This window comes from Chelatococcus reniformis (genome assembly GCF_014640075.1).
Taxonomy (GTDB): Bacteria; Pseudomonadota; Alphaproteobacteria; order Rhizobiales; family Beijerinckiaceae; genus Camelimonas; species Camelimonas reniformis.
The window spans coordinates 58,773-83,578 of the sequence record NZ_BMGG01000004.1 but is presented as its reverse complement, the minus strand read 5'-3'; the positions used below and the strand labels follow the sequence as shown (position 1 = coordinate 83,578).

At 68.8% G+C, this 24,806-nt stretch carries 18 protein-coding genes; 10 read left to right on the top strand and 8 right to left on the bottom strand.

Features of this window, described 5'->3' with window-relative positions:
• Positions 1-253: 253 nt before the first annotated feature.
• Positions 254-1,045 carry a histidinol-phosphatase gene (gene hisN, locus IEW34_RS11470; protein ID WP_188609332.1) on the top strand — a complete coding sequence of 264 codons (792 nt, stop codon included), beginning with the start codon at positions 254-256 and terminating at the stop codon, positions 1,043-1,045.
• Between the two features lie 148 nt (positions 1,046-1,193).
• The gene (locus tag IEW34_RS11465; RefSeq protein WP_188609331.1) at positions 1,194-1,634 is read left to right on the top strand and encodes a translation initiation factor 2; all 441 of its coding nucleotides are present in this window, start codon (positions 1,194-1,196) and stop codon (positions 1,632-1,634) included.
• Here IEW34_RS11465 and IEW34_RS11460 read toward each other — a convergent pair.
• Positions 1,631-2,608, bottom strand: a complete 978-nt coding sequence (locus IEW34_RS11460; RefSeq protein ID WP_373288242.1) for an alpha/beta fold hydrolase — start codon at positions 2,606-2,608, stop codon at positions 1,631-1,633. The two genes, IEW34_RS11465 and IEW34_RS11460, sit on opposite strands and share 4 nt — an antisense overlap.
• A 171-nt stretch (positions 2,609-2,779) precedes the next feature.
• Here IEW34_RS11460 and IEW34_RS11455 point away from each other — a divergent pair, with 171 nt between their 5' ends.
• From IEW34_RS11455 to IEW34_RS11445, 3 genes are all read left to right on the top strand, one after another.
• Positions 2,780-3,274, top strand: coding sequence for an Hsp20 family protein (locus tag IEW34_RS11455; RefSeq protein ID WP_188609329.1), 495 nt, complete (start codon positions 2,780-2,782; stop codon positions 3,272-3,274).
• 450 nt (positions 3,275-3,724) lie between these two features.
• The gene (gltB, locus tag IEW34_RS11450; RefSeq protein ID WP_188609328.1) at positions 3,725-8,422 is read left to right on the top strand and encodes a glutamate synthase large subunit; all 4,698 of its coding nucleotides are present in this window, start codon (positions 3,725-3,727) and stop codon (positions 8,420-8,422) included.
• A gap of 142 nt (positions 8,423-8,564) precedes the next feature.
• Positions 8,565-9,974: a glutamate synthase subunit beta gene (locus tag IEW34_RS11445; protein WP_188609327.1), complete on the top strand. Its 1,410-nt coding sequence runs from the start codon at positions 8,565-8,567 to the stop codon at positions 9,972-9,974.
• A gap of 30 nt (positions 9,975-10,004) precedes the next feature.
• Here the strand turns inward: IEW34_RS11445 and IEW34_RS11440 are convergent, their stop codons facing one another.
• Together IEW34_RS11440 and IEW34_RS11435 are read right to left on the bottom strand one after the other, a co-directional pair.
• Complete coding sequence (locus tag IEW34_RS11440; RefSeq protein WP_188609326.1) at positions 10,005-11,390, bottom strand: SGNH/GDSL hydrolase family protein; 1,386 nt, start codon at positions 11,388-11,390, stop codon at positions 10,005-10,007.
• 192 nt (positions 11,391-11,582) lie between these two features.
• Complete coding sequence (locus IEW34_RS11435) at positions 11,583-12,725, bottom strand: lytic murein transglycosylase (protein WP_188609325.1); 1,143 nt, start codon at positions 12,723-12,725, stop codon at positions 11,583-11,585.
• 193 nt (positions 12,726-12,918) lie between these two features.
• Between IEW34_RS11435 and galU the strand changes: the two genes are divergently transcribed.
• Entirely contained in the window at positions 12,919-13,797 is an 879-nt protein-coding gene (gene galU / locus IEW34_RS11430; protein WP_188609324.1) for a UTP--glucose-1-phosphate uridylyltransferase GalU, read from the top strand.
• A gap of 62 nt (positions 13,798-13,859) precedes the next feature.
• Entirely contained in the window at positions 13,860-14,867 is a 1,008-nt protein-coding gene (locus IEW34_RS11425) for a KpsF/GutQ family sugar-phosphate isomerase (RefSeq protein ID WP_188609323.1), read from the top strand.
• Between the two features lie 141 nt (positions 14,868-15,008).
• On the opposite strand, the gene IEW34_RS11420 is transcribed toward IEW34_RS11425, so the two are convergent.
• From IEW34_RS11420 to hemH, 3 genes are all read right to left on the bottom strand, one after another.
• A complete protein-coding gene (locus IEW34_RS11420) occupies positions 15,009-15,473 on the bottom strand; it encodes an NfeD family protein (RefSeq protein WP_188609322.1) in 465 nt (154 codons plus the stop codon).
• 30 nt (positions 15,474-15,503) lie between these two features.
• Positions 15,504-16,487, bottom strand: a complete 984-nt coding sequence (locus tag IEW34_RS11415; RefSeq protein WP_188609321.1) for an SPFH domain-containing protein — start codon at positions 16,485-16,487, stop codon at positions 15,504-15,506.
• A gap of 108 nt (positions 16,488-16,595) precedes the next feature.
• Complete coding sequence (hemH, locus tag IEW34_RS11410) at positions 16,596-17,669, bottom strand: ferrochelatase (RefSeq protein WP_188609320.1); 1,074 nt, start codon at positions 17,667-17,669, stop codon at positions 16,596-16,598.
• A 199-nt stretch (positions 17,670-17,868) separates the two neighbouring features.
• Between hemH and IEW34_RS11405 the strand changes: the two genes are divergently transcribed.
• Together IEW34_RS11405 and ung are read left to right on the top strand one after the other, a co-directional pair.
• A complete protein-coding gene (locus tag IEW34_RS11405) occupies positions 17,869-19,401 on the top strand; it encodes a bifunctional metallophosphatase/5'-nucleotidase (protein ID WP_188609319.1) in 1,533 nt (510 codons plus the stop codon).
• Entirely contained in the window at positions 19,376-20,104 is a 729-nt protein-coding gene (gene ung / locus IEW34_RS11400) for a uracil-DNA glycosylase (RefSeq protein ID WP_188609318.1), read from the top strand. The genes IEW34_RS11405 and ung overlap by 26 nt, the downstream gene beginning before the upstream one ends.
• A gap of 9 nt (positions 20,105-20,113) precedes the next feature.
• Here ung and IEW34_RS11395 read toward each other — a convergent pair whose 3' ends face one another.
• Complete coding sequence (locus IEW34_RS11395) at positions 20,114-21,367, bottom strand: Zn-dependent hydrolase (protein WP_373288248.1); 1,254 nt, start codon at positions 21,365-21,367, stop codon at positions 20,114-20,116.
• A gap of 8 nt (positions 21,368-21,375) precedes the next feature.
• Positions 21,376-22,662 carry an ArgE/DapE family deacylase gene (locus IEW34_RS11390; RefSeq protein WP_188609316.1) on the bottom strand — a complete coding sequence of 429 codons (1,287 nt, stop codon included), beginning with the start codon at positions 22,660-22,662 and terminating at the stop codon, positions 21,376-21,378.
• 333 nt (positions 22,663-22,995) lie between these two features.
• Here IEW34_RS11390 and IEW34_RS11385 point away from each other — a divergent pair, with 333 nt between their 5' ends.
• Positions 22,996-24,738: an alkaline phosphatase gene (locus tag IEW34_RS11385; protein ID WP_188609315.1), complete on the top strand. Its 1,743-nt coding sequence runs from the start codon at positions 22,996-22,998 to the stop codon at positions 24,736-24,738.
• Positions 24,739-24,806: the final 68 nt, after the last annotated feature.

Sequence of the window (24,806 nt, the reverse complement as noted above, 5' to 3'; positions counted from 1 at the left end):
CGCCCCCATAAAAAGGGCCGCACCGAAGTGCGGCCCAAGTCTAGGGAGGAAACGCCCAAGGAGGGCAGCGATCCCGTCAAGGACGGTACCGCACTGCAACAAGATGCCATCGCACCGCACAAAATGCAAGTGGCGAGATGCCGTGCCGGCCGCGTTTTCGGCATCGCGCTTCGGAAACGTTTGAACCTTCACGTCTTTTTGCTATCCACACGGGCCAGGCCCGGCGCTCGGGCACCGGCTTTGAGGACAGGCCATGACCGCGGTGGATTTCGGCGCCTTCGTCAATGAGCTCGCGGACGTGTCGGGCCGGACGATCAATCCCTTCTTCCGCTCCACGTTGATCGCCGAGAACAAGTCGTCGCACGGAGACTTCGATCCGGTGACGGAGGCGGATCGCGCCGCCGAATCGGTGATGCGGTCGATGATCCGCCGCACCTTTCCGGCCCATGGCATCGAGGGCGAGGAGTTCGACGACGAACGCCCCGACGCCGAGTATGTCTGGGTGCTCGACCCGATCGACGGGACGCGCGCCTTCATCAGCGGGCTGCCGCTGTGGGGTACGTTGATCGGGCTCAAGCACCATGGCCACCCCGCCTACGGGCTCATGCACCAGCCCTTCATCGGCGAGCGGTTTTTCGGCGACGGCGGTGAGAGCGGCTACCGGCGGGGCGACGAGCAGCGCGTCATCCGCACCCGGCGCTGTGCGGAGCTGGCCTCCGCCACCCTGGCCTCGACCTCGCCGCGGCTCTTCGAGGGCGGCGCGCTCGATGCATTTGACCGGGTGGAGCGCGCCTGCCAGCTCACCCGCTTCGGCACGGACTGCTACGCCTATTGCCTGCTCGCCGCCGGCCACATCGACCTGGTGGTCGAGGCCGGGCTCAAGGCGTGCGATATCGTGCCGCTGGTGCCGATCATCGAGGGCGCAGGGGGCGTCATCACCACCTGGGACGGGGGGCCGGTCACCGGCGGCGGCGCCGTCGTGGCGGCGGGTGACCCCCGCGTGCACGAGCAGGCGCTCGAGTTGCTCGCCCGGGGCGCCGTCTAACACGGCACGAGCCTCCATCGGCAGCGCCAGCGCGGCCGGGCGCGCGCCCGCCAGCTGCCGCTTACTGCGCAGGCTCCGCTTAACCGAAAGTCCTATCGACTCCTGGTTGCCGCGTGGCTAGGCCGCACGAGGGAATTGGGGGCATTTCATGTACAAGGTGTTTTTCGCTGCGGCTGCGGCCGCGGCGCTCGTTGGCGCGGGCTGCGGCACGGTCGTGCGCGGGACCACGGAGAAGGTCACGGTGGAGTCCAATCCGCCCGGCGCGCAGGTGGTGTCGAACATGGGCATGAGCTGCCCGGCGGCGCCCTGCATCTGGGACGTGCCACGCAAGCAGGAGTTCGTCGCCACCTTCTCGCTCGACGGCCACTACCCGGTCCAGATACCGGTGACGACGCGGCTCAGCGGCGGCGGCGCAGCGGGGCTTGCCGGCAACATCCTGATCGGCGGCGTGATCGGGGTGGGCGTCGACGCGGCAACGGGAGCGCCGCTGGATCACACGCCCAATCCGGTCATCGCCAACATGGTGCCGATCGAAAGCAGGCCGGCGGCGAAGCCGCGGCGCGGCCGCGGCACGCGCGGAGAGAGCTAACCGGCAGCCTTCGCGGCTGCCGTCGCTGGCGCGACAGTGCTGCCGGGAATGAAGGCATCGAAGGCGGCGAAGAACGCGTCGCGGATCGGTTCGCGCTCCATCAACACCTCGTGCAGCGACGCCGGGATGACGATGGCGTGGCCGCTCTTGAGGCGCGTGGCGAAGCGCTCCACGGCGAGCGTCGAGACGATCCTGTCCTCCCCGGCGCCGATAACCAGGATCGGCGTCGTGATTGCAGCGCCGAAGCGTGGCTCCGTGAGCGTCGCCATGCAGCGGAAAGCGGCGTTGAGCCATGAGATGGTGGGGTCGCCGACGGCGATGTCGGGCCGCGCGGCGGCCGCGTTGCGGGCATAGCGCACGGCATCGCCGCTCACCCGGTTGCCCGCGAACGGCTTGCGTTGAATCGAGCGGGCGCCTCCGCCCGGCACGTAGGCGGTGCCGAGCCCCACCACGTCGAGGCCCTGCGCCAGCGCGCGCGCCAGCCGCGGCATGGCGATCAGCGCGATGTCGACCATCGGCGCAATGGTCACGACCCGTGCAAAGCGATCAAATCCCTGGCTCAACGCCTGTAAAAGGACCGCACCGCCCATGGAATGGGCAAGTCCGAACAGCGGCTGCGGCCAGGCGGGCGACACGGCCTGGTCGAGCACCGCCTCCAGGTCCAGCCGGTAGAGCGAGAAGTCGTCGACATGGCCCTTGGCGGGATTGGCCAGCTCGCGCTCGGATCCGCCCTGCCCGCGCCAGTCGAAGGTCACGACCGCAAAGCCGCGGGCTAGCAGATCGCCCACCGTCTCGAAGTACTTCTCCAGGAACTCGGCCCGGCCCTGGAGGATCAAGACCGTGCCCTTGACCTCGGCCGCCCCCGCGGCGGCCGGCCAGCGCACGGCGCGCAGCACGCGGCCGTCGCCGGTCGTCACCGGCATCAACTCCGCACCGGCGGGGATCGGATTGTCGGCCGTCTCAACGAAATCCACGCGCGCCTCCAACCCCTGCGACCGGGCATTCCGGCCCCGTGACGCCAACCTTGACATCGCGTGGGCCCATTCCCAACTCAGCCGCGTGCAGGCCACACGGCTGCACATCCCGGCTGATCCGCGCTCGTCACGAGGCGGATTTTGCATGTCGCTTCACTTGGAGGATATGCCATGCGACAGTTCGATTTGTCCCCCCTCTACCGCTCCACGGTCGGTTTCGACGGCGTGTTCAACATGCTGGACAAGCTGACGGCGGTCGACAGCGCCCCTACCTATCCGCCCTACAACATCGAGCGCACGGGCGAGAACGCCTATCGCATCACGGTGGCAGTCGCTGGCTTCGCTGAGGGCGAGCTCTCCATCGAGGTCAAGGAAGGTACGCTGAGCATCCGCGGCGACAAGAGCGCCCAGACGACCGGCGACAAGGCCGAGGTCCTCTATCAGGGCATCGCCTCGCGAGCGTTCGAGCGCCGCTTCCAGCTGGCCGACCACGTGCAGGTCGTTGGAGCCGAGCTCCGCAACGGCTTGCTGCACGTCGAGCTCGTCCGTGAGATCCCGGAGGCCAAGAAGCCGCGCCAGATCCCCATCGGCGGCAAGGGCAACGGGGTGGAAGCCCCGGTCATCGACGCAAAGGTCGAGACCGTCGAGACGAAAGTCGCGGCCTGACAGCCCAACGCATCGCCGACGACCACGGAAGGCGCCCCTCGGGGCGCCTTTTTCATGCACGGGCGATGCAATGGGCGCGGGGCCGCCGCCCTTGTGCACAGTCTAGAAATCTGCCAATGTGAGGGTAGGACAGCCCTGCTGTCCATTTTTTCCCAGGGAGCGCGCGCACGCGCGCTCTCGACCTGTCGGACAGGGCGGGCCACAATGGCAGCGCAGATGAATGCGGCTGATCGAAAGAGCCTGAAACCGACTGTCCGCGTCGTGCGGACAATGGGCGCGCGCGCAGCCTGACGGCTGGCCGGGCCCGCGAGGTGCGGGCGCAGGGCCAGAGCGACCGAACCTCGACAACGCGAGTGCCGGCGGGCTTCCCCGAGGGGAGCCGGCCGGGCGATCTGGCATCGATATTGCCGTGCTTCACGGCAGTGAAAGTCTTGGCGTTCGGGGGCTGACATGCGCGACACGATCGGCGACACCGCAATTCGGAACGCTCCATCCGCGGCCCGTCGCGGCGTCGATCCGGGATTTCCGGCTCCGACGGGTCTGTACGACCCGGCGAACGAGCACGATTCGTGCGGCGTCGGCTTTGTCGCGAATATGAAGAACGAGAAGTCGCACGCGATCATCGAGCACGGGCTCGCGATCCTGCGCAATCTGGAGCACCGGGGCGCCGTCGGTGCCGACCCCAAGGCGGGCGACGGCTGTGGCCTGCTGCTGCAGATGCCGCATGAATTCTTCGCCGACGAATGTCCCAAGCTCGGCATCACGCTGCCGACGGCCGGCGACTATGCCGTCGGTCACTTCTTCATGCCGCGGGACCCGGAGGGCCGCAGGCTGATCGAGGACACCGTCGAGCGCGCCGCGGCAGCCGAAGGCCAGGTGCTGCTGGGCTGGCGCGATGTGCCGGTCGACAATTCGGACCTCGGCTACAGCGTCAAGCCGACCGAGCCGTTCCACCGCCAGGTGTTCATCGGCCGCGGCGGCGACACCGCGCCCGGCGATGACTTCGAGCGCCGGCTGTTCGTGCTGCGCAAGGTGGTCTCCAACGCGGTCAACGACCTCGGCGACGAGCGCACCAAGGGCTACTACGCCGTGTGCCTGTCCTCGCGCACGCTCGTCTACAAGGGCATGCTGCTGTCGACCCAGCTCGGTGCCTATTACCTCGATCTCAAGGACCCGCGCCTGGTCTCGGCCATCGCGCTCGTGCATCAGCGCTTCGCGACCAACACCTTCCCCACCTGGTCGCTGGCCCACCCCTACCGGATGGTCGCCCACAACGGCGAGATCAACACGCTGCGCGGCAACGTCAACTGGATGGCGGCACGGCAGGCCTCGGTCTCCTCGCCGCTGTTCGGGGAAGATATCTCGAAGCTCTGGCCGATCTCCTACGAGGGCCAGTCCGACACCGCCTGCTTCGACAACGCGCTCGAGTTCCTGGTGCGCGGGGGCTATTCGCTCGCCCATGCCATGATGATGCTGATCCCCGAGGCCTGGGCCGGCAATCCGCTCATGGACGAGGAGCGGCGCCAGTTCTACGAGTACCACGCGGCGCTGATGGAGCCGTGGGACGGTCCGGCCGCGATCGCCTTCACCGATGGCCGCCAGATCGGCGCCACGCTCGACCGCAACGGCCTGCGCCCGGCCCGCTATTTCGTGACGCGCGACGGCCTGGTCGTCATGGCCTCGGAGATGGGCGTGCTCACCTTCCCGGAGGAGGACATCGTCGAGAAGTGGCGCCTCCAGCCGGGCAGGATGCTGCTGATCGACCTGGAGAAGGGCCGCATCGTTTCCGACGACGAGATCAAGCGCGAGCTCGCCACCAGCCATCCCTACAGCGAGTGGCTGGAGCGCACGCAGATCGTGCTGGAGGACCTGCCGCCGGTGGAGGCGCGCGCACCGCGCGCGGACGTGTCGCTGCTCGATCGCCAGCAGGCCTTCGGCTACACCCAGGAAGACCTGCGCATGCTGCTGTCGCCCATGGCCATTACCGGCCAGGAGGCGGTCGGCTCCATGGGCACCGACACGCCGATCGCGCCGCTTTCGGCCAGATCCAAGCCGCTCTACACCTACTTCAAGCAGAATTTCGCCCAGGTGACCAACCCGCCGATCGACCCGATCCGCGAGGAGCTGGTCATGAGCCTGGTGTCGTTCATCGGGCCGCGGCCCAACATCCTCGACCATGAGGGCACCTCGCGCCTGAAGCGGCTCGAGGTGCGCCAGCCGATCCTGACCAACGGGGATCTGGAGAAGATCCGCAACATCGGCGCCATCGAGGATCAATTCGACACCAAGACGCTGGACACCACCTATCCGACCAAGACGGGCGCGGCGGGGATGGAGCTGGCGCTCGAGCGCCTGTGCGAGCGGGCCGAGGCGGCCGTGCGCGGCCGCTACAACATCATCGTGCTGTCGGACCGTCAGGTCGGGCCGGACCGCATCCCGATCCCCGCCCTGCTGGCGACCGCCGCGGTGCATCACCACCTCATCCGCAAGGGCCTGCGCACCTCCGTGGGCCTGGTGGTCGAGACCGGCGAGGCGCGCGAGGTGCACCACTTCGCCTGCCTGGCGGGCTACGGGGCCGAAGCGATCAACCCCTACCTCGCCTTCGACACCATCCTCGACCTGCACAGCCGTGGCGAGTTCCCGATCGAGGTCGATCGCAAGGAGGCCGTCAAGCGCTACATCAAGTCGATCGGCAAGGGCCTGCTCAAGGTGGCGTCCAAGATGGGCATCTCCACCTACCAGTCCTATTGCGGCGCCCAGATCTTCGATGCCGTCGGCCTGTCCAGCACCTTCGTCGGCCGCTATTTCACCGGCACCGCGACACCGATCGAGGGCGTGGGGCTGGCCGAGGTGGCGGAGGAGACCGCGCGGCGCCACGACGATGCCTTCGGCAACGCGCCGATCTACCTCACGGCGCTCGATGTCGGCGGTGACTACGCCTACCGCGTGCGCGGCGAGGACCACGCCTGGACCGCCGACACGGTGCGCGATCTCCAGCACGCGGTGCGTGGCAACGCGCTCGAGCGCTATCAGGCCTACGCCCAGCGCCTCAACGACCAGGACGAGCGGCTGCTGACCATCCGCGGGCTGTTCGGCATCCGCACCGCCGAGGAGGATGGGCGCGCCCCGGTGCCGCTCGACGAAGTCGAGCCGGCCAATGAGATCGTCAAGCGCTTCGCCACCGGAGCGATGTCGTTCGGCTCGATCTCCCGCGAGGCACATACCACGCTCGCCATCGCCATGAACCGCATCGGCGGCAAGTCGAACACCGGCGAGGGCGGCGAGGAGACCGATCGGTTCCGGCCGCTGGCGAACGGCGATTCCATGCGCTCGGCCATCAAGCAGGTGGCGTCCGGCCGCTTCGGCGTGACGACGGAGTATCTCGTCAACTCCGACATGATGCAGATCAAGATGGCGCAGGGCGCAAAGCCCGGCGAAGGCGGCCAGCTGCCCGGCCATAAGGTCGATGCGGTCATCGCCAAGGTGCGCCATTCGACTCCGGGCGTCGGCCTGATCTCGCCGCCGCCGCATCACGACATCTATTCGATCGAAGACCTGGCGCAGCTGATCTACGACCTGAAGAACGTCAATCCGGCGGGCGCCGTATCGGTCAAGCTGGTAGCCGAGGTGGGGGTCGGCACGGTGGCGGCGGGCGTCTCGAAGGCGCGGGCCGACCACGTGACCATAGCCGGCTTCGAAGGCGGCACCGGCGCCTCGCCGCTGACCTCGATCAAGCACGCGGGCTCGCCGTGGGAGATCGGCCTGGCGGAAACGCACCAGACGCTGGTCGCCAACCGCCTGCGCAGCCGCATCGTCGTGCAGGTGGACGGCGGCCTCAGGACCGGCCGCGACGTGGTCATCGGCGCGCTGCTGGGGGCCGACGAGTTCGGCTTCGCTACGGCGCCGCTGATCGCGGCCGGCTGCATCATGATGCGCAAGTGCCACCTGAACACCTGCCCCGTCGGCGTGGCGACTCAGGACCCGGTGCTGCGCAAGCGCTTCGTGGGCACGCCGGAGCACGTGATCAACTTCTTCTTCTTCGTGGCGGAGGAAGTGCGCGAGATCATGGCCGGGCTCGGCTACCGGACGTTCAACGAAATGGTCGGCCAGATGCAGATGCTCGACAAGCGGCGCGTCGTCGAGCACTGGAAGGCGAAGGGCCTCGACTTCTCCAAGCTGTTCCACAAGCCGCAGGAGGCAGAGGGCTACACGATCTACCGCAGCGAGACCCAGGACCATCATCTGGACCAGGTGCTCGACCGCAAGCTGATCGCCGCCGCGCAGCCGGCCCTGGAGCGGCGCGAGCCGGTCGTGATCGAACATGCGATCGGCAGCGTCGACCGCACCACCGGGGCCATGCTGTCGGGCGAGATCGCCAAGCGCTACGGCCATGCGGGCCTGCCGCCCGACACCATCACGGTGAAGCTCAAGGGAACGGCCGGCCAGTCGTTCGGCGCCTGGGTCGCGACCGGCGTCACCCTCGACCTGGAGGGCGAGGCCAACGACTATGTCGGCAAGGGGTTGTCGGGCGGGCGCATCGTGGTGCGGCCTCCGGCGAATGCGACCATCGTGCCGGAGAAGTCGATCATCGTCGGCAACACCGTGCTGTACGGCGCCATCGCCGGCGAGTGCTACTTCCACGGGGTCGCCGGCGAACGCTTTGCCGTGCGCAACTCGGGGGCCATTGCGGTCGTCGAGGGCACCGGCGACCACGGCTGCGAATACATGACCGGCGGCGTCGTCGTCGTGATCGGCCAGACCGGCCGCAACTTCGCCGCCGGCATGTCGGGCGGCATCGCCTACGTGCTGGACGAGGACGGCACCTTCGCCAAGCGCTGCAATCTCTCCATGGTCGACCTGGAGCCGGTGGCGGAGGAGGAGGAGTTGCTCGAGCGCCTGCACCACCAGGGCGGCGACCTGACCTTCAAGGGACGCATCGACGTGCTCGACAATATGTCACGGCAGGATGCGGAGCGGCTGCATCAGCTCATCACCGACCATCACCGCTATACGGGATCGGGCCGGGCGGCCGAGATCCTTCAGAACTGGACCGATTTCCTGCCGAAGTTCGTCAAGGTGATGCCGGTGGAATACCGGCGCGCGCTTGAAGAAATCGAGGTGTCGCAGCGGCGGGTTGCCGCCGAGTAGGACCGTCGGCGCGGGCGGAGCACCCGGCCCTCCGGCCGGCCGTTTCCGCCCGCGCACGCTTCTCTCCGCTTCCGCGCAGACTGGAATTCGAATAGCTAAATTGTGGCACGCACCGGATGCGTGAGAGGGGCTTTCGCAAGCAATGGGCAAGGTGACCGGCTTCATGGAGATCGATCGTCAGGACCGCAAGTATCGGCCTGCGTCGGATCGCATTCGCCATTACCAGGAATTCGTGATCCCGCTGGGCGAACAAGGCACCCGTGACCAGGCGGCGCGCTGCATGGACTGCGGCATCCCGTATTGTCACAACGGCTGTCCGGTGAACAACCAGATCCCGGACTGGAACGACCTCGTCTACCACGACAATTGGCAGGAGGCGCTGCGCAACCTCCACTCCACCAACAATTTCCCTGAGTTTACCGGCCGGATCTGCCCGGCCCCCTGCGAAGCCTCGTGCACGCTGAACCTCACCGACGCGCCGGTGACCATCAAGACGATCGAATGCGCCATCGTCGACAAGGGCTGGGCCGCAGGGTGGATCGTGCCACATCCGCCGGCGACGCGGACCGGCAAGCGGATCGCGGTCGTGGGCTCGGGCCCGGCGGGGCTCGCCTGCGCCCAGCAGCTCGCCCGTGCCGGGCATGACGTGCATGTGTTCGAGAAGCACGGCCGGGCCGGTGGCCTGCTGCGCTACGGCATCCCCGATTTCAAGATGGAGAAGCACCACATCGACCGGCGGGTGGCGCAGATGGAGGCGGAAGGCGTCACCTTCCACTACAACTGCCACGTCGGCGTCACCGTGCCGGCCCAGGAGCTGCTCGACACGCACGACGCCGTCGTCCTCGCCGGCGGTGCCGAACAGCCGCGCGATCTGCCCCTCGGCGGCCGCGAACTCGACGGCGTCCACTTCGCGATGGACTTCCTGCCGCAGCAGAACCGCCGCGAGAACGTGGACATCGGCAAGCCCATCCTCGCCTCGGGCAAGCATGTCGTCGTCATCGGCGGCGGCGATACGGGCTCGGACTGCATCGGCACCTCGGTCCGCCAGGGTGCGCTGTCGGTGACCCAGCTCGAGATCATGCCGCTGCCGCCCGAGAAGGAGAACAAGCTGATCACTTGGCCCGATTGGCCGCTGAAGCTGCGCACCTCGTCGAGCCACGAGGAAGGAGCGGCGCGCGAGTTCGCCGTCTCCACCACCCGGTTTGTCGGCGAAAGGGGCCATGTCAAAGCGGTCGCCTGCACCCGTGTCGACGCCGGCTTCAAGCCCGTGCCCGGCACCGAGTTCGAGCTCAAGGCCGATCTGGTGCTGCTCGCCATGGGCTTCATCCAGCCGGTGCACGACGGCCTGCTGAGCGAGCTGGCCGTGGGCTTCGACCCGCGCGGCAACGTCGCTGCCAACACGCGTGACTACCGCGCCTCGCGCGACAAGGTCTTCTCCGCCGGCGACATGCGGCGCGGCCAGTCGCTGGTGGTGTGGGCCATCCGCGAAGGACGCCAGTGCGCACGTTCGGTCGACGAGTTTTTGCAGGGCCGTTCGACGCTGCCGCGGTGAGCGGGAGCCGCACAGCCGCCGGCGTCCCCTCTACGACCCCTGCTTGGGCCAGCGGAAATCGTCGGCCCGGCCCGGCCGCGGGTCGACGGCGTGGCCCTCGCCGAACACACGCTCGATCAGCACCGACGCATCGCCCGTCGCTTTCGGGGCCGCCGCCAGCAGCACGCCGCCGGGGGTCACTTCGATCTCCGTCAGCGGCAGGATCGGCCCGGCCAGAGGCTTGACCGTGAGGCCCACGCTGCCGGGCGGTTCGGGCAGGGTCGTCATCTGGCGGTCGACGAGCTCCGCCGGGTCGGCCGGGTCCAGGGTCGACGGCCTGATCGGCAGGCCCGCGACCGCCGCTCTCAGGTCGAGGATGCGCCGGATCTCGACAGTGACGAAGTGAGCCAACTTACGTTCGCCGGCTTTGGTGAAATGGATGCCGTCGTTGGTACGCAGCTTGATCTTCTCGCCCGAGACATCGGGGCCGTAGGCCGAGTAGCGATTGTCAGGGTCGACAAAAGCTTCCCACACGTCGACGAACACGCCTCCCGCCCGTTCCACGAGACCGCGGTCGAGCGTATTCAGGGCCGCCATCTCGCCCGCCAGCTTGTCGTCCTTCATCGGTGGCTGGCCGGTCCAGATGACCGGGATCTTGCGGTCCACGAAGGTCTTGACCAGATCCGTGACGCGACTGCTGTAGATCTGGAGCCAACGCTCGCTGCCGGGCGTGACCACCGTCTCGCCGTCCTTGATCGGTTGGCGATCGTTGGTCCCGACCATGATCACGGCGATGCTCATCTTGTCCTGGCCGGCCAACGCCTCCTGCGCCGCCTTGGCGAGGTCGTAGGGCTCGGGCCGCGCCAGGCTGGCCTCCCCGCTGGTCCTGGCGGTGACCGCCACGTCCTGATTGTCGCTCATCGCCGCATCGAGCCCCTCGGCCAGCGACTGCCCCAGGCTGTCGCCGAAGACGACGATGAAGGTCGACGGATTGATCTTGGGTTTGACGACCTCGCGGGCCGGCCGACGCGCTGCCCGGCGTGCCTGCCCATCGAAGCGGGAGGCGTTGCGGCGAATGCTGCGCGCCCGATCGGCCTCGTCGGCGCGCTGGGATCGCAGCCGCCGATAATCCGCCCGCGGCGACGGCTCCGCCTGCAGCGGCCGGTAGTACGGGCGATGGACATAGGTGGGCCTGGTGGGGCGGGCCGGCGCCGCGGCCGGCGGCGGGGCGCCGCCGAACAGCGATTCGAAGAAGCCGCGGGGCGGCGGCGGACGCTGCGGGACCGGCGGGGGCCGGTACTGCCGCGGGGGCGGCCGGCCGGAGCGCTGGAACAATGGGCTGCGCAGGTCGCTGTCGAGCGCGCTGACAGTTGGCCCGCCCGTCACCAGGCAGGTCAACACGGCGCACAGCAAAGCAACCAGCCGACGGTGAGTCATGTCCCTCTCAAGCGGCGTCCCGCCCCGGCGCCAGAGCAGCCTTCCGCCGCTCCATTATAGCGCTTCCTGGCGTCCTGTTCAGCCCCGCGCTCATATGGCGTCGGCAACGCTCCGTTTCCATCGGCATCCCTCGCTCCGACGATCGGACCGAGCCCGTTCCTCGCGGGAGGCTCGAGACCCAAGGGAAGCGGTCTAGCGGATCGATCCGGTCGTCAGGGGTGCGGTCGGCCATGCGGCCTGCACCGGCGGCCCGCCGTAGATGCGGTCTCCCAGGTGGGCGACCCCGAGCGCATACGAAGTTGAATTGTTGTAGCGCTTGATGACGAAGAAGTTGCGCGTCACCAGGAAGGCCGGCCCCCCGGCGCCCGCCGGGCGCAGCACACTCGCCTCACCGTGCGCGGGGAACGCCTTGCCATCGGCGCGCCGGGCGCCGGCGGCCGCCCAGGCCGCGAACGAGTGCTTTGTGCCCTCGGCCGTCGGCCCCGGCGGCAGCACCACCTCGAACCCCCACGGCAGCCCGGTGATCCAGCCGTGCTTCTTGAGGTAGTTGGCCGTGGAGGCGAGCGCATCGGGCACCGAGCGCCAGATATCGCGCCTGCCGTCGCGGTCGTAGTCCACGGCGTAGACCATGAAGCTGGTCGGCATAAACTGGGTCTGGCCCATGGCGCCGGCCCAGGAACCCTGCATGTCGCCGACGGCGATGTGCCGCTCCTGCAGGATCTGGAGCGCGACCAGGAGCTCCCGCTTGAAATAGTCGCCCCGGTAGCGCTCGAAGGCGAGCGTCGCAAGAGCGCGGATGACGTAGTTCTTGCCGAAATTGCTGCCGAAGTTCGTCTCCATGCCCCAGACGCCGACGATAGCGGCACGGTCGACCCCGTAGGTGGCGGCGATCGTATTCAATGTCGACGCATATTCGGCGGCGACCTCTGCGCCCCGCTCCAGCCGGGCGGCCGTCACCGCCTTGGCGAGGTAATCTCCGGCCGGCCGCACGAACTCGGCCTGGCGGCGCGTCAGCGCGATGATCCTGGGATCGGGCCTGACGCCGGCGAACGCGGCATCGAAGGTGGCGCGCGAGATGCCCCGCGCCTGCGCCTCGGGCCACAGGTGCGCGACGAAGGCGCCGAAATCGCCTGTCGCCATCCCGGTTGCGGGTTCGACAGCGGCCGGCGCAATCGAGCCGGTTACTGCGGTCTCGCTGGGGCCGGGCAGGATCGGCGAGCCGGCGCAGCCGGCCAGGGCGCAAACGGCGAGCGCGGCGCCCGAGCGGCCAAGACGCACCGCCCGGTCCACGAACCCACGCCCGCGCCCGCCAGCAGTCCTAACCGGAGCCGTCATGATCGATCCCTCGCCATCCAGCCAGAGGACAGCTCGCCGCTTAAGAAAGCTTGAATCGATCGGCTGCAGCGCGAACGAAGCCGCCATGGAACGGAGTTTGCAGCGCAGAAAAGGCGGCCGGCTCAGCTTGACGCCCGTGCGCAGAACCTAGAGAGAGACCCGGTCTCTCGTCCCTCTAGCCGAACGAGCCTCCATGACAAAGCCGATCCGCAAAGCCGTGTTCCCCGTCGCGGGGCTCGGAACCCGCTTTCTGCCGGCCACCAAGGCGATGCCCAAGGAGATGCTGACGGTGGTGGATCGCCCCGTCATCCAGCACGTGGTCGATGAGGCCAAAGCTGCTGGCATCGAGCATTTCATCTTCGTCACCGGCCGCAACAAGGGCGTCATCGAGGACCACTTCGACAACCAGTACGAGCTCGAGCATACGCTTGCCGATCGCGGCAAGACCAAGGAGCTCGAGGCCCTGCTCAGGGATCTGCCGGGCGCCGGCCAGACCAGCTTCACCCGCCAGCAGGCGCCGCTGGGGCTCGGCCATGCCGTGTGGTGCGCCCGCGAGATCGTCGGCGACGAGCCGTTCGCGCTGCTGCTGCCCGACATGCTGCACCTGGGCGCCCGCCCATGCCTCGCCGATATGCGCGCGGCCTATGACCGGCACGGCGGTAACCTCGTCGCTGTCTACGAGGTGCCCCAGGACCAGACCCATCAATACGGCATCGTCGGCATCGAGCCTGAGCGCGACGGTGCCTATCCGATCACCGCCATGATCGAGAAGCCGAAGGCGGGCACCGCACCGTCGAACCTCGCCATCTCCGGCCGCTATATTCTGCAGCCCCGCATCTTCGACCTCCTGGCCCAGCAGGAGCGAGGCACCGGCGGCGAGATCCAGCTGACCGACGCGATGATCCAGCTGTCACGCGAGCAGGCCTTCTTCGCCACCCGCTTCGACGGGCAGATCCATGATTGCGGATCGAAGATCGGTTTCCTGATGGCCAATGTGGCCTACGCGCTCGCCCGCGAGGAACTGGCCGGCCCCTTCCGGGCCGAGCTCGAGGCCATGCTGGCGAAAGGCTGAGACCCCACAGGGATACAGCGATCTGAGGGCGTGTCGCCGAACGGCGCCGCCCGTGCTATGTGATGCGCGTGCTTCGCTCCGTCTCCATTTCGCGCCGCTCCGCCGACGCGAGCCCCGTCGCCTCCGCGCTTCGCACCGTTGGTGTCGAGCGCGCCGGCCTGGCCGCCCTGGAGGCGGCGTTTGGCAACGGCCTTGGTGAGCCGTTCGCGGCAGCTGTGCGCCTGATCGGCGCCAGCAGCGGCCGCGTCATCATCACCGGCATGGGCAAGTCCGGCCATGTTGGCCGCAAGGTCGCCGCCACCTTGTCGTCGACGGGCACGCCGACCTACTTCGTCCATCCGGCCGAAGCGAGCCACGGCGATCTCGGCATGATCCAGCCGGGCGACGTGCTGCTGGCGCTCTCCTGGTCGGGCGAGACGGCCGAGCTGTCGGACATCGTGGCCCACGCCAAGCGGTTCCGCGTGCCGCTGATCGCCCTCACGTCCAACGCGGCCTCGACGCTCGCCTGCCAGGCGGAGATCGCCCTGGTGCTGCCGGCCGTAGACGAGGCCTGCCCCAACGGGCTCGCGCCGACGACCTCCACGACGCTGCAGATCGTCGTCGGCGATGCGCTCGCGGTCGCGCTGCTGGAGGCGCGGGGCTTCTCCCGCCAGGACTTCCGCGTGCTGCACCCGGGCGGCAAGCTCGGCGCCCAGCTCAAGCATGCGCGGGAGATCATGCACACCGGCGCTCGCCTGCCGATCGTCCGGGTCGGTGCGCTGATGAGCGAGGCCGTCGGCGAGATCACCAGCAAGGGCTTCGGCTGCGTGATCGTGACGGATGCGGACGGCTGCCTCGCCGGCATCGTCACCGACGGCGATCTGCGCCGCCACTTCAAGCCCAACCTGGAAGCGGAGCGGGTCGATGGGGTGATGACGCGCAACCCCCGCACGATCGGGCCGGAGACGCTGCTCGCCAAGGCCCTGGAAATCCAGGAGACCGCGAAGATCACCGCCATCGTCGTGGTGGAGGCGGGCAAGCCGGTGGGCCTGGTGCACTACCTCGACCTCCTGCGCGCCGGCGTCGCTTAGAGCATTTCCGCGTTTCTTCGAGTCGTCGAAATGCTCTATCTGTTTGATTTGTCGCGTTTTCTTCACGCGAACCGGCGTCCACTTCGCTCGAAAACGCTCTAGAATACATGCCGATCGGGTGGAGGTCCCCCGATCACGCGCTCACGTCGGATCGGGCCCTGCTCCCGCGCGCTCCACCTCCAAGCTGACGCCGATCACCCGCAGCACACGGACCTGCTCGCCGGCGGCGGCGCTCGGCCCCATCACGCGCCAGATCGTATCGTCGACCCGGATCGTCCCGGAGCCATCGACGATCGGCGAGGCGAGCGGAAAGCACCGGCCGACCAGGGCATCGCCGCGGCGGTTGAGGAAGGGCGGCTCGGCGGCGGCCGGCACGCCACGGCCGCGGGTGAGCGCGCGCGCGGCCAGCACCGCCGCGACGGCGAAGACGCAGAACAGCAGGAGGTCGACCTGCCAGGGCGGGGCAAGGAGCAGGTCGACAACGCCCGTCGCCACCGCCGCGATGCCGAACCACACAAGGAAGGCGCCGGGCACGACCATCTCGGCGGCCATCAGCATCAGCCCGGCGAGGATGAACAGCCACGGTCCGAGAGACGGGTTCAGCATAGGAGGTGGCCAGCCATGGTCACCGCGCTCTCAGGCGCCGGTCGGCGGCACGGAACGCGGCCGGCGCGCTTGGGCGGACCCTGCGGCGCCGTCCCTTCCCTCGCCGAACACCTGCCGGGCGATCTCGGCCACGCCGCCCAGGGTACCCACGAGGCCGCCCATCTCGTAGGGCACGACGACGACGCGCTGGTTGGGCGATGCCGCGAGGGTGCGGAAGGCGTCCACGTATTTTTCAGCCACCAGGAAGTTCACCGCCGCCGGATCTCCGGCGGCGATGGCCGATGAGACAACCCCGGTGGCCAGCGCCTCCGCCTGGGCCTGGCGCTCGCGCGCCTCGGCGTCGCGGAAGGCGGCCTCCTTGCGCCCCTCGGCGGCCAGGATCTGCGCCTGTTTCTCGCCCTCGGCGCGCAGGATGGCTGCCTGGCGCAGGCCCTCGGCCTCCAGCACGTTGGCGCGCTTCTCGCGCTCGGCCCGCATCTGCCGTGTCATCGCCTCGGCGATGGCGGGCGGCGGCATGATGTCCTTGATCTCAATGCGCGTTACCTTGACGCCCCAGGGCGAGGCCGCCGCGTCCATCACCCGCAGCAGCCGCTCGTTGATGTCATCGCGGTGCGACAGCAACTGGTCGAGGTCCATCGAGCCCACCACGGTGCGGATGTTGGTCATCGTCAGGGTGAGGAGGGCTAAGGGCAGATTGGCCACCTCGTAGGAGGCGCGGGCCGCGTCGAGCACCTGGTAGAAGGCCACTGCGTCGATGCGCACGCCCGCATTGTCCTTGGTGATGGCCTCCTGGCTCGGCACGTCGAGCACCTGCTCCATCATGCTGACGCGCTGGCCGACGCGTTCCACATACGGCAGGATGAGCCCGAGCCCGGGGCCCAGGGTCCGCGCATACCGCCCGAAACGCTCGACCGTATAGGCGTAGCCTTGGGGAATGGTGCGCACTCCGGCCGCTGCCGTCACGACGACAAGCAGCACCAGCGCGATGACGACGATGTTGACGCCCAGCGGCACGGTCCCCTCCCGCGCCGCGAGCCGATTCGACCGCCACCGACGCAGATACGAGTCTGACCGATCGACGCCGCCCGGCCAAGCCACATCCCCGCCGGCAGGACGGCCGGCTTAAAGCCAGCCCTGCAGCTCGCGCAGGGTGAGGTGCCGGATCACCGCCATGCCCTCATCGCTGTCGTTGAGGCAGGGAATTGCGGCGAAGTGCTCGCCGCCGTTGTCGGTGAAGTAGCCGGCGTTCTCGACGCCGATCTCCTCCAGCGTCTCCAGGCAGTCGGCGGCGAAGCCCGGCGTTACCACGGCGAGACGCTTGACGCCGCTCCGGGCGAGCGCCTTCACCGTCTCGTCGGTGTAGGGCGTGAGCCACTCGCCCTTGCCGAAGCGCGACTGGAAGCTCATGCGCAGGCGATCCTCCGGCAGGCCCATGGCCTCACCCATCAGCCGCCAGGTCTTGACGCATTGGCAATGGTAGGGATCGCCCTTGAGGAGATACGACTTGGGCATGCCGTGAAAGGAGACCAGGATCACCTCCGGCTCGAAACTCAACGCGGCGACATGCCGTTCGAGCGAGGCGACCAGCGCGTCGATGTAGACCGGATCGTCGTGATAGGGCGGCGCCGCGCGGACCGCCGGCTGCCAGCGCATCTTCATCAGCGCGCGGAAGGCATGGTCGCAGACGGTCGCCGTCGTTGCCGCCGCGTATTGAGGATAGAGGGGCAGCAGCAGGATGCGGTCGCAGCCCTGCGCCTGGAGCGCCCGCAGGCGCTCGTTGATCGCCGGAAAGCCGTAGCGCATGGCCCAGTCGACGACGACACGCCCGTCCACGGCGGCGAGGTCGGCGGCCAGCCTCTCGGCCTGGGCCCGCGTGATCGTCTTCAACGGGCCTTCGTCGCGCTCGTCGTTCCAGATCGAGGCATAGTCGCGGCCCTTCGGCCCCGGCCGCTTGGTCAGGATGATCAGATTGAGCACCGGCCACCAGATCAGCCGCGGCGTCTCGATCACCCGCCGGTCGGACAGGAACTCCTTGAGGTAGCGCCGCATCGACCAATAGTCGGTGCCCTCGGGCGTACCGAGGTTGAGCAGCAACACACCGATGCGCCCGGTGGGCGCCGCCGGATGGTCCGCCGGCCGTGCGGCCACCTGCGGAAGGGCGGCGACCGGCGGCTCACGTTTGTCTGTGTCGTTCATCGCAAATCGGCTATGGCTCCGGCCACGGTCGGCCTCGCCTGTTTCGGGATTGAGCTCATGACCGCACTTGACCCGGCCGTCCATCCGCTTTGAAAGCCGGTGGGGGCTCGGGCTTGTTCTTGGGTCGACGGATGGCCGGGTCAAGCCCGGCCGCGACGAAGGTGTGGCTCGTCCTCATAGCGGGTATGGAGATCCGGGCATGGGTGAGGTAACGCGTCGCGGGGCGCTTGGTGCCCTCACGCTGCCGATGCTGGCGGCGGGCGGCGGGTCGGCGGCCCAGGAGGCCGCGGCACCGAAGCCGACCTTCAGCCTGCTCCTGGTGAACGACATCTACCGCATGGACGCCGAGGGTGGCCGGGGCGGCTTTTCCAAGCTCGCAGCCGTCGTGAAGGCTGAGCGTGCGCGCGGCGTGCCGATGCTGTTCTGCCACGCCGGCGATACCTTTTCGCCGTCGCTGATGTCCGGCTTCGACCACGGCGCCCACATCGTCGAACTGACCAACATGGTGGCTCCGGACGTGTTCGTACCAGGCAACCATGAGTTCGACTTCGGCCAGCAGGTCTACTTCCAGCGCATCGGAGAGCTGAAGGCCCCGGTCTTCGCCGCCAACCTGCGCGATGCCGAGGACCGGCCGCTGCCGCGCCACCACGACCGGCGAATCTACGAGCTCGGCGGCGTCAGGGTGGGCCTCGTCGGCCTCGCGCTCACCGAGACGCCGCTCCAGTCGACCCCGGGCGATCTGAAGTTCGGCCCGATCATCGATACCCTGCGGCAGCAGACGCTGGCGCTGCGCCAGGAGGGCGCCGAATTCATCGTGGCCGTCACCCATACCGACCGGGCCATGGACTTCCGTATCGTCAGGTCCAAGCTCGTCGACGTGCTGCTCACCGGGCACGACCACGACCTCGCCATCGAGTATGACGACGAGGCGGCGATGGTCGAGTCCAACCATGATGCAAATTTCGTCACCTCGGTCGATGTCTTCGTCAGACGCGCCGCCGCGGCCGAGGGCGGCGCGGCGACACTGGCCTGGTCGCCCGGCTTCCGCATCCACGACACGCTGACCGTCGAGCCCGATCCGGCGGTACTGGCCCGGGTCAGGCAGCTTGATCGGGACCTGTCGCGCGCCCTGGAGGAGCCGCTGGCCAAGCTGGGCGTCGAACTCGATAGCCGCAGCGCCAGCGTGCGCTATCGCGAGACCGCGATCGGCGACCTGTTCGCCGATGCCATCCGCGCCGCGACCGGTGCCGACGCCGCGATGCTCAACGGCGGCGGCATCCGCGGCAACCGCGTCTATCCGGCCGGCGCCACCGTCACGCGCAGGGATGTGCTGATCGAGCTGCCGTTCGGCAACAAGACGGTGGTGGTGACAGTCTCCGGCCAGCAGCTGCGTGCCGCCTTGGAGAACGGCTTCTCCCGGCTTGACAGCCGTGCCGGGCGCTTCCCGCAGGTCTCGGGGCTGAAGGTCGAGGTCGATACCGCCCGCCCGGCCGGAGCGCGCGTCGTATCGGTCGCCGTCGATGGCCGTCCGCTGGAGCCCAAGGCGACGTATACCCTCGCCACCAACGACTTCATGCTGAGGGGTGGCGACGGCTACGGCATGCTCGCCGGCACCTCCGATCCCACCGCCGACACCGGCAACCGCCTGCTCGCTAACGACGTGATGGCTTATCTGCGCAAGCTCGGCACCGTCACCATCAAAACCGATGATCGCATCGAGATCCTTCCCTGAAGCGGGCCGGAGCTACGCGGCGGCGGTCGCGGCCTTTTTGGCCGGCGGCGGCGGCTGGACGGAGCTGCCGTTCTTCGCCGGTGGCGCCGCGGCGCGCCTGGCCGCCACGCTGGATGCTCAGGCGGCGGACGGCGCCCACATCCTGCCGGGCCCCGCCGACCTGCTGCGGGCGCTGATCGCGACGCCGCTACCGGCGGTGAAGGCCGTTATCCTGGGGCAGGATCCCTATCCGACGCCGGGCGATGCGCAGGGCCTCGCCTTCTCCGTCACCCGCAGCGCCAAGCTGCCGCCGTCCCTGCGCAACATCTTCAAGGAGCTCGCCGCCGACATCGGCTGCCCGCCGCCGTCCAGCGGATCGCTGGCCCCCTGGGCCGCGCGCGGCGTGCTGCTGCTCAATACCTGCCTGACGGTGGAGGCAGGCCGCGCCGGCGCCCATCGGCGCCTCGGCTGGGAGCGGCTCGCCGACGAGGTGGTCCGCGCCGTCGCGGCGCGCGGCACACCAGCCGTCTTCATGCTGTGGGGCGCCGACGCCCGCCGCCGCGCGGCGCTGATCGACGGCACCGGCCACGGCCTCATCGAGTCGGCGCACCCTTCGCCCCTGTCGGCCCACGCAGGCTTCTTCGGCTCGCGGCCGTTCAGCCGCGCCAACGCCTGGCTCACGGCGCACGGCGCCCTGCCCATCGACTGGGAGCTGACGACGTAGATTTGCCGACTACCGATCAGCGCGAGCCACGGCTGCATGCAGCAGCACGTTCACGCCGGGGATCAACTCGTCCAAGGTAGCGTCCTCGCCGTCGTTGTGGGTGATACCGCCCCGGCAGGGCGTGAAGATCATCGCGGTCGGGCAGATGCGGGCCAGGAAATAGGCGTCGTGGCCGGCTTGGCTCGCGACATCGCGGTGGCTGTAGCCCAACGAAGCGGCCGTATCGCGCACCAGCTCCACCATCGCCTCGTCGAAGATGCGCCCACCCCAGTTCCAGCGGTCGAGGATCTCGCAGGTGCACCCGGCCCGTGCCGCCGCCTCGCCCACGGCCCGCTGCACGCGCTCGGCCATGATGCCGGCGATCACCGGGTCGTCCTGGCGCACGTCGCACACCACCTGAGCCCATTCGGAGAGGATGCCGGCCCGGTTCGGCCAGGCCTGCAGGCGCGGCGCGCTGGCCTTGCCGCCGACGTGGGCGAAATCCCAGCCGATGTCGTCGACCGCGGCGACCAGGCGCGCGCCGGCGACCAGGGCGCTGCGACGGCTCTGCATCGGCCAGGGGCCGGTGTGGGCGGTCTCGCCGCGGAACTCGACGAGCATGCCGTGCGAGGTATAGCCGTGCGTGACCACCCCGACCTGGAGTCGTTCCGCGTCGAGGATCGGGCCCTGCTCGATGTGCAGCTCCAGGTAGCTGTCGGGAACGACGCCGCCCACCGGCACCTCGCCACGATAGCCGATGCGGACGAGCTCGCCGCCCAGGGTGGCGCCGTCGTCGGCGGTGCGCCCGTACACCCAGTCGCGCTCATAGACGCCGGCAAAGCAGCCCGAGGCCACCATGGGCGGCGAGAAGCGCGCCCCCTCCTCGTTGGTCCAGTTGACGATCTCGATCGGCCGCCGCGTCACGTGGCCGAGGTCGTTCAGCGTGCGCACCAGTTCGAGCGCGCCGAGGACGCCGACGATGCCGTCGAAGCGGCCGCCGTTCGCCTGGGTGTCGAGATGGCTGCCGAGCAGCACGGGCGCCAGGTGGTCGTCGCGCCCCGCCCGCCGGCCGAAGATGTTGCCGACCTCGTCGATCCGCACGGCGAGGCCGGCGCCCCCGCACCATTCGACGAACTGGTCGCGGATCGCCTTGTCGGCGTCGCTGAGCGTCAGCCGGTTGAGGCCGTGCCGCCACGTGCCGATGGCGGCCGACCGCTCGATGGTGGACCAGAAGCGCCTTCCGTCGATGCGGGCGTTGGCAAGGGAGGACGGGCTCAAGGCGATTGCCCCCCTCAGGCCGCGGCGAGCGGGCGCACGCCGCACCAGTCGGCGACGAAGGTGGCGAGCGCCGTCGTGGTCTGCTTGAAGCTCGCCAGGTCGAGATACTCGTCGAAGCCGTGTGCCGCCGCCCCGCCGGCGCCGTAGCACAGGCTCGGAATGTCGTAGTAGCGGCCGTAGAAGCGCCCGTCGGTCACCGCCGGCAGAATCGACTCCGTGGGCTCGGCGCCGGCCACGGTGGCATGCGCCCGGCGCACCGCCGCCTCGAACTCCGATCCGGGCTCCAGTACGTAGTCGTCGGCCTGGAAGCCGTTCCAGATCACCTCCGGCGGATTGTTGGAGAGGAAGCTGTCGTTCAGCGCGGCGCGGGCGATGACGGCGGCAAGCTCCTTGCGAAACTCGGCCAGCGGTGTGCCGGGCAGGACGGCGATACGGCAATCCACCTCGCACCAGGCAGGCGTGGAGCTCGCCCAGTCGCCGCCACGGATCTTGCCCGGGTTGAACTTGATCGGATTGGCGAGCTTGGAGAACCAGGGATGGCTCTTCACCCGCTCATTCAGCTCGCGCGTGAAGGCCTGGATCGCCTGGATCAGCCCAAACGCCGACAGGATGGCGTTGGTGCCGTGCTCGCTCTCCGAGACATGCACCGGATGGCCCTGGATGCGCAGGCGAAACCACATGACCCCGACGGTGCCGCGCAGAATGGTCTGACCGGTCGGCTCCGGGATCAGGCAGGCGTCGGCGCGGTAGCCGCGCGCCAGGGTGGAGAGAGCGCCGTTGCCGGTGCACTCCTCCTCGGTGACCGTCTGCACATAGATGTCGGAAGCCGGCGCGACTCCGGCCGTGCGCAGCGCATCGAGCGCGAACACCATGGCCGTCACCCCCGACTTCATGTCATAGACGCCGCGGCCATACATGCGCCCGTTTCGGATCTCCGGCGCGTAGGGCGGGCTCGCCCACATGGCGAGCGGCCCCTCCGGCACCACGTCCACGTGGCCCTGCAAAATGAGGCTGCGCCCCTCGGGCTCGGGTGCCCGCAGCGCCGCCACCACCTGCACGGCCTGCGTATAGTCGGTGTCCATCACCGGCGAGAAGCCGGGCAGATGCGCCATGTCGACCTCAGCCAGCGTGTAACGGTCGACCGGCCAGCCACGCGCCGCGAATTCGCGGGCGATCCAATCCTGGCACGGGCCCTCCTTGCCGCGCACGCTCGGGAAGGAGACCAGCGTCTTCAGCCAGTCGAGCTGCGCGGACCAGTTCTGCTCCACGGCGGCGGCGAGATCGATCATCGGTTCGGGCATGGTCGGGCTAAACTCCAGGTCCTGGGGACGTACCAGCCGCGCGGTCGGCGCACTCATCCTCGACCGGGCGGGCAGCTGCGGCAAGACGCCGAGCGGGCGGCGGGCGCGGGCATGGACCATACCAGCCCGCGGCGTCCGCGCCGCTCCAGTCCACCGAGGTGTTCCAGATTGAGGAGGCTGGGGCAAAGTCGCATCCCAGCGGCTGCGCCGCTCGACGAGGGTCGGCCGAGTCGACGAGGAATTGGCCGAGTTGCAACCTGCGTTCCGCAGCGTCATCAGACTGACACCTGGCGGGCCTAGCTGTCGCGCTTCCCTCCTTCTGCGAGAGCTCGCATGCGTGGCCTGATCGCGGTCTTGACGGTGACGACCTGCCTCGCTTCGGCAGCCGAAGCGGCGACCATCTACCCCCTCGACCGAGCCGACATCCTGGTGCGCTCGCCCTTCGACCTCAAGGTCGAGTTCGACAAGGTGGTGAAGCCCGACGACGTCAAGGTGACCATCAACGGCAAGCCCGCCGCCGAGGTACTCGGCCGGGACCTCGAGTTCATCGAGAAAGAGGACGGCGTCGACGCATCGGCGGTGCGCCTGCGCGCCGCCCACATCGCCCAGCCCGGCGCCTACACGGTCGGGGCGACGGCTGCCGGCGACACCAAGACGGTCACCTGGAACGTCTATGCGACGCAGGCTACGCCCAAGGCCAAGAACGTCATCTTCTTCCTCGGCGACGGCATGTCGGTCGCCCACCGCACCGCCGCCCGCCTGATGTCCAAGGGCATGACCGAGGGCAAGGCCAACGGCCGCCTCCACATGGACGACCTCGACCGTATGGCCTTCATCGGCACGTCGGCGACCAACTCCATCAGCACCGACAGCGCCAATTCCATGTCGGCCTACATGACCGGCCACAAGACCGCGGTCAACGCGCTGGGCGTCTACGCCGACCGCACCAAGAGCAGCCTGGACGACCCGCGCGTGGAGACCGTGGCCGAGGCGCTGCGCCGACTGAGCAAGAAATCCATCGGCATCGTTTCCGGCGCGGAGATCGAGGACGCGACGCCGGCGGCGGTGATCGCCCATACGCGCCTGCGCTCCGACAAGCCTGATATCGCAACCCAGTTCCTCGACACGAAGCCCGAGATCATCCTGGGCGGCGGCTCGGCCTACTTCCTGCCCAAGAGCACGCCGGGCTCAAAGCGCAAGGACGACAAGGACCTCATCAAGGCCTTCCGGGACGACGGCTATGCGCTCGCCACCGACAAGGCCGAGCTCGCAGCGGCCTCCGGCACCAACACCGGCAAGATCCTGGGCCTGTTCCACACCGGCAACATGGATACGGTCCTGGACCGGGAGTTCCTGAAGAAGGGCACCGTGCCGAGGTTTCCCAACCAGCCGGGGCTCGTCGACATGACGAAGGTTGCGCTCGACCAGCTGTCGAAGAACCCGGACGGCTTCTTCCTGATGGTCGAGGGCGCGCTGATCGACAAGCAGTCCCATCCCATGGACTGGGAGCGTGCCCTGTTCGACACCATCGAGTTCGACAAGGCCGTCGGCCTCGGGCTCGAGTTCGCCAGGAAGAACCCGGACACCCTGGTCATCGTCACCTCCGACCATACCCACGGCGTGTCGCTGATCGGCACCATCGACGACGCCAAGCCCGGCACGGACATGCGCGAGAAGATCGGCGTCTACGCTGCCGCGGGCTTCCCCAATTACGAGGACAAAGACGGCGACGGTTATCCGGACCGGATCGACGTGAGCCGCCGGCTGGCGATGTTCGCGGCCGACTTCCCCGACTACTATGAGACGTTCCGCCCCAAGCTCGACGGCCCGTTCGAGCCGACGGTGCCCAAGGGCAAGCAGGAGTTCGTCGCCAACGAGGCCTACAGGGACGTGCCCGGCGCCGTGCTGCGCATCGGCAACCTGCCGCGCGAGGCCGATTCCGCCGTGCACGCCGTCGACGACGTCATTCTGCAGGCGACGGGCCCCGGCTCCGACGCTTTCAAAGGCTACATGGAGGAGAGCGACGTCTATCGTGCCATGGTCGATGCGCTGGCGCTGGCGCCACCCCGGGACTGACGCGCGGGTATCCGCGACGCGGCCGCGGCTCACGCGGGAACTCTCGCGACGTGGGCTGCTGCGCGGCG